The organism is Chryseobacterium sp. S0630, from assembly GCF_024158915.1.
In the GTDB taxonomy this organism is placed as follows: domain Bacteria; phylum Bacteroidota; class Bacteroidia; order Flavobacteriales; family Weeksellaceae; genus Chryseobacterium.
This window is the reverse complement of record NZ_JAMZGF010000087.1, coordinates 1-15,942: the sequence shown is the minus strand read 5'-3', so window position 1 is coordinate 15,942 and position 15,942 is coordinate 1. Positions and strand designations below refer to the sequence as shown.

Here is a 15,942-nt window from a genome sequence, read left to right as displayed (position 1 = left end):
ATGGTGAATGATTAACCACAAATTAGAAAATTTGTCTGCAATAATTATTCGTAATCTCAAACCACGCAACCCGAATCACGTAACAAATTCACAAGCGAAGCGAATTCACCATTCACCATTCACTATACACAATTCACAGTCACATATATATTTCTATACATTCTGTAACATTTAATTCACTTTTCATACTAATTGATAAACAATTTCTAAATTTTATGAAAAAGCGACTTCTTTCTGCTGCTGCCGTAGCTTTCTTCGGGCTAATGCTGAATGCACAGCAAATCAAATTCGAAGAGTATGACCTTCCCAATGGTCTTCACGTAATTCTTCATCAGGATAACTCGGCACCGGTTGTAACAACAGGTGTAATGTACCACGTAGGTGCAAAAGATGAAGTAAAAGGCAGAACAGGTTTTGCTCACTTCTTTGAACACCTTTTATTCGAAGGAACTCCTAACATCAAGAGAGGAGAATGGTTCAAAATCGTTTCTTCAAACGGAGGGCAAAACAACGCCAACACCACCAATGACAGAACTTATTATTACGAAACGTTCCCTTCCAACAACGAACAGCTTGGACTTTGGATGGAAGCGGAAAGAATGCGTCACGCTGTTATCAACCAGATTGGTGTAGATACACAGAGAGAGGTTGTAAAAGAAGAGAAAAGATTAAGAATGGATAACCAGCCTTACGGAAATCTTTTCACAACTATTCAGAAAAACTTATTTACCAATCACCCATACAACTGGCCAACAATTGGTTCTATGGAAGATTTGAACTCTGCTAAACTAGAAGAATTCCAGGCGTTCTATAAAAAATATTACGTTCCGAATAACGCTACTTTAGTGGTTGCAGGAGACATTAAACCTGAGCAAACCAAGAAATGGATCGAAACCTATTATGGTGGAATTCCAAAAGGAACGCTTTATCCAAAAGATTTCCCGAAAGATGCTCCTATCACACAGGAAAAAGAAGTTACTGCTACGGATCCGAACATTCAGCTTCCGGCTTATGTATTTGCGTACAGAACTCCGGCTAACAAAGAAAAAGATGCTTATGTGTTGGATATGCTTTCTTCTTATCTGAGCAACGGTAAATCTTCAGTTTTATATAAAAAATTAGTTGACCAGGATAAAAAAGCACTTCAGGTAGCTGCTTTCAACCAAGGACTTGAAGATTACAGTATTTTCGCCTTCTTCGCAATTCCAATGGGACAAACTACAAAACAGACTTTACAGACTGACATTGATGCTGAAATCAAAAAAGTACAGACTACTCTGATTTCTGAAGAAGATTATCAGAAACTTCAAAACCAATACGAAAACCAGTTTGTAAATGCTAATTCAAGCATTCAGGGAATTGCTGCTTCATTGGCTACCAACCACGTATTGATGGGTGACACGAATTTGATCAACAAAGAAATCGACATTTACAGATCTATCACCAGACAGGATCTTCAAAATGCAGCTAAAAAGTATCTTAATTCCAACCAAAGAATAATCATCAATTACGTACCTGAGAAAAAGTAATCATTCAACTTTTTAGGTGATAACATGATTATTAAAAATTAAATTTTTACAAATGAAAAAGCAATTAACATATATAGCTGCAGCGTTTTTCTTTACAGGAATGGTTTCAGCACAAAAAATAGATCTTAATGCAATGCCAAAACCAGGACCTACTCCTGCGATTAACATTGCGAAGCCAAAAACTTTCCAGCTAAGCAACGGCCTTACGGTAATGGTGGTTGAAAACAACAAATTACCAAGAGTAAGCGCAAGTCTTTCTATGGACAGACCTCCATACAACGAAGGAGCAGTAACCGGAGTAAGCGGAATTATGGCTGAACAGTTCGAAAACGGAACGACCAACATCAGCAAAGATGATTTCAATAAAAAAGTAGACTATCTTGGAGCAAACCTTAATTTCTCTTCAGGTGGTGCTTCTGCCAATTCACTTTCAAAATATTTCCCTGAAGTTCTAGGTTTAATGGCTGATGCTATGATTAATCCTAAATTCTCTGCTGAAGAAATTCAGAACTCTAAAGAAAGAGCTATCGAAGGATTAAAATCTGAAGAAAAAAATGCTTCTTCTATTGCAGAAAGAGTTTCTAACGCTTTGATGTATGGAAAAAATACGTCAAGAGGAGAATTTGAAACTGTTGAATCTATCAATAAAATTCAGTTAGCTGACGTACAAAACATTTACAAAAAATACTACGCTCCGGATAATGCTTATTTAGTAATTGTTGGAGACGTAAAGTTTGACCAGGTAAAACCTTTGATCGAGAAAGCTTTCGGAGGTTGGAAAAAAGCAAACACTCCTATTGCACAGTTAGAACCTGCCTCTAATGTTGCTAAAACGGAAATCAATGTAGTAGATGTTCCTTCAGCTGTACAGTCTGTTGTTTCACTAAACAACCTGAACACCCTGAAAATGAAAGACGCCAACTACTTCCCTGCAACAATCGCAAACTATATCCTTGGTGGTGGTGGTGAAGCAAGACTTTTCATGAACCTTCGTGAGAAAAACGGATTTACCTATGGGGCTTACTCAAGTATGGTTGCCAGCAAATATTCTCCACAATTCTCCGCAAGTGCAAGCGTAAGAAACGAAGTTACAGACAAAGCTGTTAAAGAATTCATGAATGAACTTAACGCTATTTCTACAGTAAAACCGGAAGAATTGGCCAATGCTAAAGCTAAACTGAAAGGATCTTTCATTATGTCTTTGGAACAGCCGGCTACTATCGCAAGATTTGCTTTAAACCAAAAAGTTCAGGATCTTCCTGCTGATTTCTATACCAATTACTTAAAATCTATCGATAAAGTAACTGCTGCAGATGTTTCCAATGCTGTAAAAGCTACGATCTTACCAAACCAAAGCAGAATTTTCATTGCTGGTAAAGCATCTGACATTTCTGAAGGATTGGAAAAATTAGGTTACCCTGTAAAATATTTCGATAAAGAAGCGAATCCTGTTGCAAAACCAACTGTACAAAAAGTGGATGCTAGTGTAACGGTAGCTTCTGTAGTTGACAAATACATCAATGCTATCGGAGGAAAAGCTAATCTGGCAAAGATCACTTCTTACACAACCAATGCTTCAATGTCTATGCAAGGACAGAACATCGATTTTAAAATCGTTAAAGCACTAGGTGGAAAGGAACTTACCACTGTAACAGCAATGGGACAGGTTGTTCAGAAGCAGGTTTTCGATGGAAAAACCGGTTATTCTATGCAAATGGGACAAAGAGTTGATATCACACCTGAAGAAATTGCTGAAAAACAAAAGAATCCTGAGCTTTTCGAAGAATTAGGTTTTGCAAAATCTGCTGATTATACATTAGCCGGAATTGAGAAAATCGGAGGTGAAGATTCTTATGCTATTAAAGGAGGAGATACAACCTATTACTACAGCGTTGCAACGGGATTAAAAACCGGAGAAACTAAAAAAGAAAAAGCTAAAGGTCAGGAAATGACCATCCCAACAACATTCTCTAATTACAAAGATGTAAACGGAGTGAAAATGCCTTACACAATTTCTGTAAGCCAAATGGGAATGGACATGACAATGACGGTAAAATCTTATGAGATCAATAAGGCTACTGATGCTGATTTTAAATAAGAACATCCTATTTTTTATAGAAAAAACGGCAACAATTGTTGCCGTTTTTATTTTTATCAACATTTGGCGACATCTTTTTTTGTCATTCAGTAAAAAAAGATTAAATTTGCCCATTAAAAAAGATATAAGAATTAATGGATACTATATTTACACTACTAATGGTTCTTGTTATGGTTGCCAGTGTTTTATTGGTAATTATCGTTATGGCACAAAACCCAAAAGGAGGAGGCCTTTCCAGTACATTCGGAGGTGCATCATCTGCACAGTTCGGAGTACAGAGAACCAATGATTTCATGGAAAAAGCAACATGGACTCTAGGCGGAACTATCATCGTTCTTATCCTTTTAAGCGTTGTTATCACAGGTAAACCATCTCAGGCACTTCCTGCACAACAACCTGCTAAGAAAGAAGCTCCGGCTAAACAGTCAGCTCCTGCTTCTTCTACAACAACTCCGGCACAGACTCCTGCAGCTCCGGCAAAATAAGAAGAATATCATCTTAACATACAACAAAAGCAACTCAAATTGAGTTGCTTTTTATTTTAACTTGATCTTTTCAATCTGATGCCGAAGTTTTAATCCTGCCTTTAAAAATGAGTATTGCATAGGCTTAGATTCTTTATAATACTTATCAATGAAGATCTGCATAGCTCCATAGAATCTGTTGAGATATACTTCATCTTTGATGGTACTTTCTCCTTTATGGTGAAGGATAGAAACTTTTCCATAATAGAAATTATGATATCCATTTCTTAAAAATGTATAGCAGAGATCAATATCTTCTCCATACATAAAATAAGCTTCATCCAATCCTCCTATTTTTTCATAGACCTCTTTTTTAGCCAATAAAAATGCTCCGGTGATCACATCCACCTCTGCAATGGCATTTTCTTCTATGTCGTTCCTGTAATAGGATTTCGAATTATTCTTTTTAAAATTGGTAAACAGCTTTTCAAACGAGTTGAACATATCCGGAACAGAGCGTTTGCTTTCAGGAAGGAAATTTCCCTCTGCATCATGCATTCTCACTCCCAGACACCCGAATGAAGGCTGAGCATCTGCAAAATCCAGCAATTCTTTCATATAGAACCCTTCCAACTCCGTATCGGGATTTAAAAGCAATATATATTCTCCTTTGGCAGTTTGAACAGCCTGGTTATTCGCTTTTGCAAAACCACCATTTGTTGCAGATGATATAAAATGTACATGGGAAAATTCCGGAATAAGATCTCCCCACGAACTGTCTGTAGAAGCATTATCAATGACAATCACTTCATAATCTATGTCCTGTATATACTTCTGGAGCGACAGGAGACAGCTTCTGAGCAATTGGGTAACATTGTAATTAACAATAATAACGGACAGCTTCATATTAATCCTTTTCGTTGTAAGGCAACCTGTTAATAATAGACCTTCCTAAAGAAATTTCATCAGCATATTCCAATTCATCCCCTACAGAAATTCCTCTTGCAATGCTTGAAAAATTCACATTGAAACTTTTAAATTTCTTGTAAATATAATAAGCTGTGGTATCTCCTTCCATCGTAGCACTCAGTGCGAAAATAAATTCCTTTACCTTTCCGTCATTCAGTTTCTTTTCGATACTTGGAATATTCAGCTGGCCCGGGCCTACTCCTTCCATAGGAGAAATTTTCCCACCAAGAATCAGATATTTTCCGGTATACTTTCCTGTATTTTCAATCGCAATTACGTCACGCACATCTTCAACGATACAGATCAGTTCACCATTTCTCTTTTCATTGCTGCATATTTCGCAGATGTCAAAATCTGAAAAATTGTGACATTCTTTACAGTATTTTATTTCATTGACAAGGTTAATCAGGGAGTTTCCAAGACTTACAGCTCTGGAATTGGGCTGCTTCAACAAATGGAGTGCTAACCTCAAAGCCGTTTTTCTTCCAATCCCAGGCAATCCCGAAATCTCATCTACTGCTTTTGCCAATACTTTACTAGGGTAATCCATAGGTACAAAAATAAGGATTAAAGTTGATAATTGATAGTGAATAGTGAGTCGTCAATTCGCTTCGATTATGAATTTGTATAAAGTGATTATTGACAATTGACTTTGCGCAGCAAAAATTGACAATTGACTATGAGATTAATGTCTCATGATGATGTTTTAAATTTCTCCCATACCTGAGAACACTAAAAAAAACCTTTATATTTGCGGCTTAAATTAAATATGAAAAAAATAAACTGACATGGTACTTAACAACCTTAATTATCCTCTGGATTTCAAATTCAAAATCACTACTTTAGCAGGAGACTTCAACATTACTGACAAAAACGGAAATTATGTAGCATATGTTCGTCAGAAAATGTTCAAGTTGAAAGAAGATGTTATCGTTTTTAATGATGAAAGCAAGTCTAAAGAACTTTTCAGAATCAGAGCAAATCAATGGATTGATTTTAATGCTTCTTATTCTTTGAATGATCTTATCGACAATAAAAACTTTGGTAGACTGGCGAGAAAAGGAATGCGTTCTATCTGGAAAGCAAGTTATGATATCCTGGATGCACACGATCAGCCTAAGTTTAAAATTCAGGAAGATAGTGCCTGGGTAAGATTCTGGGACAGCTTTGTAGGAGAACTTCCTATCATCGGAATGTTTACCGGGTATTTCCTTAACCCATCGTATACTGTAACAGGAATTGATGGAAAGGCTTATTTTAAACTGAAAAAAATGCCTTCATTCTTTGGAAGAAGATTCCAGCTGGACAGACTGATCGATATTGATGATGAAGAAGAAAGCTTGGTAATCCTTTCTCTATTAATGATGACACTTCTTGAAAGAGCAAGAGGATAAACAAATAATAAAACCACAAACACATGAAATATTTAATCATTTTATTTTCAGCATTTCTACTGGTAGCCTGTAAAAAGGAGAAAGAAACTGTTTCAGGTTCTGCTACTGCCGATTCTTTGCATGTTGCTAAAGACAGTGCATCAACAGGTCATTCTTCAGGAGATATTCTGGTAGGAACAATCCCTTTTCCAAAAGAAATCAAAGAATGCTCCTGTTATTTTGCTGCAAGCAAAACTGATTTTGAAAATGAAAGATACATCTACGCTGATGATGCCGGAAAAACAGCTTATATGATGCTGGATGGCAAAAGACTGGCCATGAATCTTATCTCATCAAGTGATATGGAGGTAGATGAATTGCTTACCAAAGAAATAGAAAATGATGATTATAAAATTTCTGTAAAAGGTAAAAAAATAAAAGGCGAAGAAGCTTTACTGTTTGAAGGAACTCTGACTATAGAGAAACCAGACGGCACCACATTTACCACTCCGATCTATGGAGAGTGTGGTTGTTAATAAAAGCAAAATCATACAAAAATGCTTCTGTATCTCACGGAAGCATTTTTTATTTCGTAAATTTGAGAAAAATAAATTTCAATGGAATTATCTAATATAGAACCGCAGATCATCTGGAAAAACTTCTCCAAATTAAATGCAGTTCCAAGACCTTCAAAAAAGGAGGAAAAAGTGATTGCTTTTATCAAAGGATTTGGTGAAGATTTAGGACTGGAAACTACGGTTGATGAAGTAGGAAACGTTATTATTAAAAAACCTGCCACTGCAGGAATGGAAAACCGTAAATCTATCGTGCTTCAATCGCACCTTGATATGGTTTGCCAGAAAAACAATGATGTGAATTTCGATTTTGAAACAGAAGGAATCAAAATGGAAATTGATGGTGACTGGGTAAAGGCTAAAGGAACTACTTTGGGCGCTGATAATGGGTTAGGAGTAGCTACCATCATGTCTATCCTTGAAAGCTCAGATATTCCACACCCTGCATTGGAAGCTCTTTTCACGATTGATGAAGAGACAGGAATGACGGGTGCTTTAGGATTAAAACCAGGACAATTGACAGGACAAATTCTATTGAACCTTGATACTGAAGAAGATGATGAAATCGATATCGGCTGTGCAGGAGGTGTAGATGTAACCATTACTCAAACGTATGCTACAGAAGCTTCAAAAGGACAAATTGTAAGACTTGAAGTAAAAGGTCTTCAGGGAGGTCACTCCGGAATGGATATCCATAAAGGTTTCGGAAATGCCAATATTATTTTGGGAAGACTTCTTTACACCGGACTGGAAAACCAAAATATTGAATTAATTTCAATTGACAGCGGAGGATTGAGAAATGCAATTCCAAGAGAAGGAGCAGCTCTGATTTCTGTGAGAAACGCTCAGGAATTTATAGACAATGCAACTTCTCTTAAAAAAGATATCTTAGAAGAATTCGCGACTGTAGAACCGGGACTTCAGATCAATATTGAGAACTCTACATCTTCTGATAAAGCTATTTCAGAAGGAGATTCTAAAAAAGTGATCTCTACTTTAAAAGCTCTTCACAATGGAGTTTACAGAATGAGCCCTGATGTAGCTGATCTTGTAGAAGCTTCCAACAACGTTGCAAGAGTAGAACTGAAAGGTGGAGAACTTAAGATTTTAAATCTGACAAGATCTTCTGTAGATTCTTCCAAATATTCAGTGGCAGAACAATTAAAATCTGTAGCAGAGCTGGCTGGAATGAACGTTGAATTCAGCGGATCTTACCCAGGATGGAAACCAAAACCAGGTTCAGAAATTGTACAATTGATGGAGAAGCTTTATATTGAAAAGTTCACTGAAAAACCTCATGTAGTAGCTTGCCACGCAGGTCTTGAATGTGGGATCATCGGTGCCAACTATCCTGAAATGGAAATGGTAAGCTTTGGGCCAACGATCAGAGGAGCTCACTCTCCTGATGAGAAGGCAAACATCCCTTCTACTCAGAAATTCTGGAGCTTCCTGAAAGATATTTTAGCAAATATTCCTCAGAAATAGAACATTAAAATGAGTATATTGAATATCCAAAGTCTTATGATTTTGGATATTTTAGTTTTAATTGAAATAAAGATGCTTCGACAGGCTCAGCATGACCTCTCTAATACTACCGTTTTTTTAGAGATCAATTTTTAGCTGCGTCATGCTGAGCTTGTTGAAGCATCCCAACAATAGCATAAAAACAAATCTTATACAATGAAAAGTATCACTGTATTCTGCGGCTCAAGTTTTGGTTCGCATGACATTTACAAAGAACAGGCATTTTTATTGGGACAAACTTTAGCTCAACAAGGTATACAGCTTATTTATGGCGGTGCTGATGTTGGTTTGATGGGAACCATAGCAGACGGAGCATTGGCCGAAGGAGGCAAGGTCATTGGAGTCCTCCCCCACTTTTTACAATCCAAAGAAATTGCCCACAAGAACCTGACAGAACTTATCATCGTGGAAACCATGCACGAAAGAAAAACCAAAATGAATGAACTTTGTGATGGAGTTATCGTTCTACCCGGCGGCTACGGAACGCTGGAAGAGTTTTTCGAGATGATTACATGGGCACAGCTCGGGCTTCACAAAAAACCCATCGGAATTTTAAATATTGACGGATTTTATAATGACCTGATCAATCTGGTTCAGACGATGGTAGATAAAGGATTTTTAAAGCAGGTAAACAGAGATATGCTGCTGATTAGTGATACCATTGATGATCTGTTGGAAAAAATGAGAAATTATCAGGCGCCTACGGTTGGAAAGTGGATTTCTAAGGAAGAGATTTAAATGGTAAAGTTTTATAAAAAACAAAACCCGTCCGAAAAATTCGGACGGGTTTCTTATTAAGATTAAAAAATATTTTCTAAGGATAAGGAGCAATTTCCACTTCGAGTCCTTCCATGGCATCGGCAATATGTAACTGGCATCCCAATCTGCTGTTGTCTTTCACATGGAAAGCCTCAGCCAGCATGGCATCTTCTTCATCTCCCATCGGTTCCAAACCGGGATCATTTATTACATATACCTGGCATGAAGCACACATCGCCATTCCTCCGCATACCCCAATAGTACCTTCTTCTGCCAATTCATAGGAACGGATAATTTCCATTAAGTTCATGGACATATCCGTAGGAGCTACGACATCGTGGGTTACACCTTCTCTGTCGGTGATTTTAATATTAACGTCTGACATAATTCTGCAAAATTAGTCAATTTTTTTCACAACTGCCTTCTCTGCTTCTTTACGGCTTCCGTCAAATCCGTCAACACCACTTACCGTTGTATATTTTAATACGAATTTTTTACCAGGATTTAGTCTGTTATACACACTCTGACACATTAAAGTAGCCTCGTGGAAACCACAAAGGATCAACTTCAGTTTTCCAGGGTAGGTGTTGATATCTCCGATAGCATAGATCCCATCAATGTTAGTCTGATAATCAAGAGCGTTATTTACAACGATTGCATTTTTCTCGATATTCAGTCCCCAGTTTCCGATCTCACCCAATTTTGGTGTCAATCCGAATAAAGGAATGAAATAATCTGTTTCAATATCGTAAGCTTCCTGCCCTTCAACTTCTACAGTGATTGCTTCTACTTTTCCGTCCCCTTTAATACCGGTAACTTCTGCAGGAGTAATTAATTTGATTTTCCCCTGGTTTTTCAGATCCTGAACTTTCTCTACAGAATCCAAAGCTCCTCTGAACTCATTTCTTCTGTGGATCAAAGTCACTTCACTTGCAACGTTTGAAAGGAAAACACTCCAGTCCAAAGCAGAATCTCCACCTCCGGCGATCACTACTTTTTTATTTCTGAAATGTTCAGGTTCTTTAACGAAGTATTCAAGACCTTTCTCTTCATAATCAGCAAGATTGTCAAAAGTAGGTTTTCGTGGCTCAAATGTTCCTAATCCACCTGCAATAGCAATCGCTTTACATCTGTGAACAGTTCCTTTGTTTGTGATCACTTCAAACCACTCGTCATCTACTTTTGTATAAGAAACAGCGGTTTCTCCCAAAGTAAATCCAGGTTGAAACTGTTTGATCTGCTCCATCAAATTATCTACTAATTCTCCAGCATTCACGGAAGGATAACCAGGAATATCGAAGATCGGTTTTTTAGGATAAAGTTCTGCCAATTGCCCTCCCGGCTGTGGAAGCGCATCAATAATATGACACTTCATTTTTAATAAACCAGCTTCAAAAACTGCAAAAAGTCCTGTAGGTCCCGCACCTATGATCAATATATCAGTGGTTATCATAATCTTTAAGATAATTTAATTATACATGTAACTGCAAATTTACTAATTTTAATGCGAAGCATATTTAATTGATTCTAAATAAAAACCTGAGATTTGTCAAATATCTATTAATTAAGATTTTAAATTTGGCAATGTTTTTGTAAATGTCTTGTTATGAAGAAAATTTCAATCCTTTTTGCATTATTAATATTCTTTTTTGGCTCAGCCCAGATTGATAATATCGCAGACGGCGAATCTATTACTCTTAGAATTCACTATGGTTTCCTCAATGCCGGAACTGCCAACCTTACTACAAAGCAAACCACGTACAAAGGGGTTCCTCATCTTTATGTAAAAGGAACAGGACAGACCACAGGTGCTGTAAAAGCATTCTTCAAAGTAGAAGACTTATATGAAAGTTTCATCAATACACAGACGGGATTACCAAGTTTTTATGTCAGAAATGTACGTGAAGGAAGCTACCGCCAGCATTTTGAAACAGTTTTTAATCACGATAATAATACTTTAATATTAACTGATAAAAAGACTCCGGCCAATGGTTCTAAGGTTTTAAAATCAGTAAAAGGCGTTCAGGATATGCTTTCGTGCTTTTATTATTTAAGAAGTAAAAGCCCGGATGAACTGAAAGTGGGAACTGTTATTAATATGAATGTATGGATTGATGATGAAATGTTTCCTTTCCAGCTGAAAGTAACAGGAACAGAAAATTTAAAGACAAAATTTGGTACGATCAACTGTTTAAAGATTATTCCATCGGTAAAGAGCGGAAGAGTATTTAAAGAAAAAGAAGGCGTAACGATGTGGGTTTCCAATGATGCTAACCACGTTCCTATGCTATTGAAAACAGAGCTTGCAGTAGGATCACTGAAAGCAAGTATTGACGATTATAAGAATGTAAAATACCCTTTAAAGTTCAGCAAATAAAATCATCAGTTTTAAAGATAAAACCTGTCTCAAAAGTCAAATAATTTGATTTTTGTCATTCTGACGAAGGAAGAATCTCATCGATAATTAATAACCTGAGATTCTTCACTCCATTTATGAACTTCGTTCGCAGACTTTCAGTCTGTGTTCAGAATGACACTTTTGAGACAGGCTTTTTTATGTTCAATGTAATAGAAAGTTAACACAGATTGTCTTTATAATAGAGGCAGACAGAGAACTGCAGCATGTCAATACTTCAATTCAACAGTGGTTGATCCGAAGTATGGGCATAAGAAACAGACACGTGTAAATTTTTCAATAAGATCAGTTTTTAATTACGTTTTGTTTCTTAGGTCAGTAATTAAAAACAAAAACCTCCGGAGCTCCGGAGGTTTGATTTTTTATAGTGTTTTGAACTGTTCCAGTGTTCTGATATCATTTTCGAAGAACATTCTGATGTCACTCATCTGGTAAAGAAGCATGGTAATTCTTTCAATACCCATTCCGAATGCATATCCTGAATATTTCTCAGAATCAATATTCACATTTTTCAGTACAGCAGGGTCTACCATTCCACATCCCATGATCTCAAGCCATCCTGTACCTTTGGTAATTCTATAATCCGTTTCAGAGTTTAATCCCCAATACACATCAATCTCAGCACTTGGCTCTGTGAATGGGAAGAAAGAAGGTCTCATTCTGATTTTAGATTTTCCGAAAAGCTCAGTTGTAAAGAACTGGATAGTCTGCTTTAAATCTGCAAAGCTTACATTCTCGTCAATATATAATCCTTCAATCTGATGGAAAATACAGTGAGAACGTGAAGAGATTGCTTCATTTCTGAACACTCTTCCCGGAGATAAAATTCTGATAGGCGGCTGATTTTCTTCCATATAACGGGTCTGTACGGAAGAAGTATGCGTTCTTAAAAGAATATCAGGATTCTGCTCAATGAAGAATGTATCCTGCATATCTCTTGCCGGATGGTATTCCGGAAGGTTAAGCGCTGTAAAGTTATGCCAGTCATCTTCAATCTCCGGACCGTCTGCTACAGCAAAGCCAATAGATTTGAAGATTTCAATAATTCTGTTTTTTACCAGATTGATCGGATGTCTTGAACCCAATTCCAATGGAAAAGCGGGTCTTGTAAGATCTTCTTTTTCAACCACAACAGAAGATGCTGAAGCATTTTTCAAATCCTCCAGTTTTACAGCAACTGCCTGTTTCAAAGTGTTGATCTTCTGTCCGAAATCTTTCTTTTGATCGTTAGGAACTTCTTTTAATGTTTCGTAAAAATCATTAAGAACCCCTTTTTTACCATTGTACTTGATTCGGAAGTTTTCGATATCTTCCTTAGAGGTAGCATTGAAGCCATTTACTTCGACCAGTAATTCTTCTATCTTTTCTATCATTGTTTTACCCTTTCAAAATGTTTTGCAAAAATACGACTTTTAAGTTGAATAATAAGTCCGTCATAAAAAAATCTGCCTCTTTTTCGGGAGGCAGACTTCAATCACTTATTTCACTTAAATAAAAAAATTATTTCTTTTCCAAAGCTTTAACGCTGATCTGAAGAGTTACCTCGTCTTTAATCACGCCGTTTTCAGCAGGAGCCTGGAACTTCACTCCAAACTCTTCTCTCTTGATATCTTTCGGCTCAGTAGCTACACTTACTTCTCCATCTTTCACAGAAACGTTAGCTTTAAACTGAATAGGTTTTGTAATTCCTTTAATCGTTAAATTACCATCTAAAAGAGTATTGTAATCACCTTCTGTAGCCGGAGTAACCTTTGTAATCTCATAAGAAGCTGTTGGGAATTTTTCAACTTCAAAGAAATCACCGCTTTTCAGGTGGCCATTTAATTTTCCTAAATCTTCCGGGCTGTCTTTCAAATCCACAGAAGTTAAAGAGTTCATATCAGCAACGAATTTTCCGCTTTCCAGTTTTCCGTCTTTCACCGTCACATCTCCACTTTCAAACCTGATTGTTCCAAAATGGCTTGTATTCTCAGATTTAAATACTTTATATCCCTTCCATTCAACCTTACTGTTTAGCGTATCCAAAGTGAACTGGCTACCTTCTTTAGTAGTCGTCACCTCATTACTTTCACTGGTAAGTGGTTTGTCTTTTTTACAAGAAACCATTACAGCAGCGATAAATAATGCAGGAATAGCTAATGAAAACAGTTTTTTTCTCATTTTTGATTTATTTTTATTAGTTCCGCTAATATAATAAAAAAAATTATGTTTTCATAAAAACCTTACATTTGTAATATGCTATTAGAAATAAACAATTTATTTTTCTCTCACAACAAAGAAAATCCCCTGTTTCAGAACCTTAACCTAAGGTTTGAAGAAAACAGAATTATAGCTCTTGCCGGTGAAAGCGGATGTGGAAAATCTACTCTTCTTAACCTTATTTATGGTCTTTTGGATTGGGAAAGCGGAGAGATTATTTTTAACGGAACAAAGCTTTTGGGACCGAAAGGAAATCTTGTTCCGGGAGAAGCTGAAATGAAATTCGTAGCACAGAATTTTGATCTTATGCCCTACGCTACAGTGGCTGAAAACGTAGGAAAATTTATTTCTAATATCAATTTAAAACAAAAAAAAGAAACCGTAACGGAACTTCTTGAAGTAGTAGGACTTCAGGAATTTGCGAATGTACTTCCAAAATACCTAAGCGGCGGACAACAGCAAAGAGTGGCTATTGCCAGAGCATTGTCTGTACTTCCCAAACTTCTTATTTTAGATGAACCCTTTAGTAATCTGGATTTTCCGAGAAAAATTGAGCTCAGAGAAAGACTTTTCAGATATGTAAAACAGCATGGCGTTTCTCTGATTATTTCCACTCATGAACTTCAGGATATTATGCCATGGCTGGATCAGATTGTTATTCTGCAGGATGGAAGACTGATTCAGAATGACAGCCCGGAAGAAACCTACAGAAATCCTTACAACTCTTATGTGGCTAAATTATTTGGAGAAGTAAATATTTTCAGTGAGGCTGAAGCAGAAGATTTCAAGCTTCAAAAGTTTTCTTATTATCCTAAAGAAATTAAAATTACAGAAACCGGTATTGAAACTGAAGTTCTTGAAAGCAGATTTGCTGGAAATTATTACTGGAATAAATTAAAAGCAAAAGAAAAGGAACTTGTTGTGTATACGGATGAGAAAATATCAGGAACAACGTATCTTTCGTTTGTTTAAAGGCTAGTAAAAACACAAGGCAAACCTTAGACAGTTTTGCTGTTTTCAGCTTTTATTATTCCAGACATAACTCCTACATTCACTTACACTTATCAATAAAAAAAATACAAACATAAGAATCAGTTATCAAACTTTTTCTTACATTTGTATCTCCAAAGTATAAGGAAATTTTTGGTTATTTCTCTTTCTGCCTTCCAGACGGACATTAGCAATCTTGCAATTAAGTCTTTTGAAAGATTACACTGTCCAATTTTTTCCTTTTCTTATTTTTAGGACATAAAAAAACAATGTTTTCTTATGCTTTCTTTACAAATTCTGACTTAAGAGCCATTGCTCCAAAACCATCAATTTTACAGTCAATATTGTGATCACTTCCTGGTCTCAGGCGGATATTTTTCACTTTCGTCCCTGCTTTTACCGGTTTTGGTGCTCCTTTTACCGGAAGATCTTTTACTACCACTACAGAATCTCCATCCTGAAGTTCATTTCCGTTGGAGTCCAGAATTTTTCCTTCATTAGCAGCTTCTGCAGCTACTTCTGCCGGATCCCATTCATAGAAACATTGGGAACATACCATCATATTATCGCTCGGATAGGTAAACTCGGAGCTGCATTTTGGACAAAGTATTGTATCACTCATATTCTTATTTTTTGCAAAGGTAAAAATTTTTAGAGGTTGAAGTCAAGAGATAAAGTTCAGTATAGTAGATAATAAGCGCACCTTAATATAACACAATATAGTGAATTAATACAAATTAAATAAACTTGCTACAAAGAAAATAAGGTATAGTAATGAACAGTGTATATTTTGTCAGCAAATATTTTTCATTAAGCAAAAACATAGGTGTATTTGTTTTAAAGTGAAAAGGTTATTGTCAACAAATAAAAAATATAAATATTCGGAAAATCTTTACAAATTCAGCATTAAAATGTATTTCTACCACTTAAAAAATCAATAAACAGATTGACCATTCACTACTGAATCTCAGATTGTCAATAGTCAATTTTTGCTTTGCAAAGTGAATGGTGAATGCGCCACCTTCCATTAGAAAACTGATCTGTAC

General features: G+C 36.4%; 16 protein-coding genes. 9 read left to right on the top strand and 7 right to left on the bottom strand.

Features of this window, described 5'->3' with window-relative positions:
- Window positions 1-215 precede the first annotated feature (215 nt).
- The 3 genes from NK356_RS22945 (at window position 216) to secG (ending at window position 4,112) form a co-directional block, all read left to right on the top strand.
- Window positions 216-1,529 (top strand): pitrilysin family protein, encoded by a 1,314-nt coding sequence (locus NK356_RS22945; protein ID WP_034697037.1) that lies wholly within the window; start codon window positions 216-218, stop codon window positions 1,527-1,529.
- A 52-nt stretch (window positions 1,530-1,581) separates the two neighbouring features.
- A complete protein-coding gene (locus NK356_RS22940; protein ID WP_253318143.1) occupies window positions 1,582-3,627 on the top strand; it encodes a pitrilysin family protein in 2,046 nt (681 codons plus the stop codon).
- Between the two features lie 134 nt (window positions 3,628-3,761).
- On the top strand, window positions 3,762-4,112 hold the full coding sequence (gene secG / locus NK356_RS22935) for a preprotein translocase subunit SecG (protein WP_034697035.1): 351 nt from the start codon (window positions 3,762-3,764) through the stop codon (window positions 4,110-4,112).
- A 51-nt stretch (window positions 4,113-4,163) separates the two neighbouring features.
- On the opposite strand, the gene NK356_RS22930 is transcribed toward secG, so the two are convergent.
- Together NK356_RS22930 and recR are read right to left on the bottom strand one after the other, a co-directional pair.
- Window positions 4,164-5,003 (bottom strand): glycosyltransferase family 2 protein, encoded by an 840-nt coding sequence (locus NK356_RS22930; RefSeq protein ID WP_156106481.1) that lies wholly within the window; start codon window positions 5,001-5,003, stop codon window positions 4,164-4,166.
- Window positions 4,999-5,610 carry a recombination mediator RecR gene (gene recR / locus NK356_RS22925; protein WP_034697032.1) on the bottom strand — a complete coding sequence of 204 codons (612 nt, stop codon included), beginning with the start codon at window positions 5,608-5,610 and terminating at the stop codon, window positions 4,999-5,001. Before recR ends, NK356_RS22930 begins: the two co-directional genes overlap by 5 nt.
- 238 nt (window positions 5,611-5,848) lie before the next feature.
- On the opposite strand from recR, the gene NK356_RS22920 reads away from it, so the two are divergent.
- The 4 genes from NK356_RS22920 to NK356_RS22905 all read left to right on the top strand — a co-directional run bounded on the left by NK356_RS22920 (window position 5,849) and on the right by NK356_RS22905 (window position 9,270).
- A complete protein-coding gene (locus NK356_RS22920; protein ID WP_034697031.1) occupies window positions 5,849-6,454 on the top strand; it encodes a hypothetical protein in 606 nt (201 codons plus the stop codon).
- Between the two features lie 23 nt (window positions 6,455-6,477).
- Window positions 6,478-6,969: a hypothetical protein gene (locus NK356_RS22915; RefSeq protein ID WP_034697030.1), complete on the top strand. Its 492-nt coding sequence runs from the start codon at window positions 6,478-6,480 to the stop codon at window positions 6,967-6,969.
- An 81-nt stretch (window positions 6,970-7,050) separates the two neighbouring features.
- A complete protein-coding gene (locus NK356_RS22910) occupies window positions 7,051-8,493 on the top strand; it encodes an aminoacyl-histidine dipeptidase (protein ID WP_253318142.1) in 1,443 nt (480 codons plus the stop codon).
- A 195-nt stretch (window positions 8,494-8,688) separates the two neighbouring features.
- On the top strand, window positions 8,689-9,270 hold the full coding sequence (locus tag NK356_RS22905) for a TIGR00730 family Rossman fold protein (RefSeq protein WP_034697028.1): 582 nt from the start codon (window positions 8,689-8,691) through the stop codon (window positions 9,268-9,270).
- A 76-nt stretch (window positions 9,271-9,346) separates the two neighbouring features.
- Here NK356_RS22905 and NK356_RS22900 read toward each other — a convergent pair whose 3' ends face one another.
- Window positions 9,347-9,676, bottom strand: a complete 330-nt coding sequence (locus NK356_RS22900) for a 2Fe-2S iron-sulfur cluster-binding protein (protein WP_034697026.1) — start codon at window positions 9,674-9,676, stop codon at window positions 9,347-9,349.
- Between the two features lie 12 nt (window positions 9,677-9,688).
- Complete coding sequence (locus NK356_RS22895) at window positions 9,689-10,744, bottom strand: NAD(P)/FAD-dependent oxidoreductase (RefSeq protein WP_034697025.1); 1,056 nt, start codon at window positions 10,742-10,744, stop codon at window positions 9,689-9,691.
- Window positions 10,745-10,897: 153 nt separating this feature from the next.
- Here NK356_RS22895 and NK356_RS22890 point away from each other — a divergent pair, with 153 nt between their 5' ends.
- Complete coding sequence (locus NK356_RS22890) at window positions 10,898-11,668, top strand: DUF3108 domain-containing protein (protein WP_253318141.1); 771 nt, start codon at window positions 10,898-10,900, stop codon at window positions 11,666-11,668.
- Between the two features lie 401 nt (window positions 11,669-12,069).
- Here the strand turns inward: NK356_RS22890 and pheS are convergent, their stop codons facing one another.
- Window positions 12,070-13,080, bottom strand: coding sequence for a phenylalanine--tRNA ligase subunit alpha (pheS, locus tag NK356_RS22885; RefSeq protein ID WP_034697023.1), 1,011 nt, complete (start codon window positions 13,078-13,080; stop codon window positions 12,070-12,072).
- A 127-nt stretch (window positions 13,081-13,207) separates the two neighbouring features.
- Window positions 13,208-13,867: a YceI family protein gene (locus NK356_RS22880; protein ID WP_253318140.1), complete on the bottom strand. Its 660-nt coding sequence runs from the start codon at window positions 13,865-13,867 to the stop codon at window positions 13,208-13,210.
- A gap of 75 nt (window positions 13,868-13,942) precedes the next feature.
- On the opposite strand from NK356_RS22880, the gene NK356_RS22875 reads away from it, so the two are divergent.
- Window positions 13,943-14,878: a sulfate/molybdate ABC transporter ATP-binding protein gene (locus NK356_RS22875; protein WP_253318139.1), complete on the top strand. Its 936-nt coding sequence runs from the start codon at window positions 13,943-13,945 to the stop codon at window positions 14,876-14,878.
- Between the two features lie 295 nt (window positions 14,879-15,173).
- Here NK356_RS22875 and NK356_RS22870 read toward each other — a convergent pair whose 3' ends face one another.
- Window positions 15,174-15,518, bottom strand: a complete 345-nt coding sequence (locus NK356_RS22870) for a zinc ribbon domain-containing protein YjdM (protein ID WP_034697018.1) — start codon at window positions 15,516-15,518, stop codon at window positions 15,174-15,176.
- Between the last annotated feature and the right edge of the window lie 424 nt (window positions 15,519-15,942).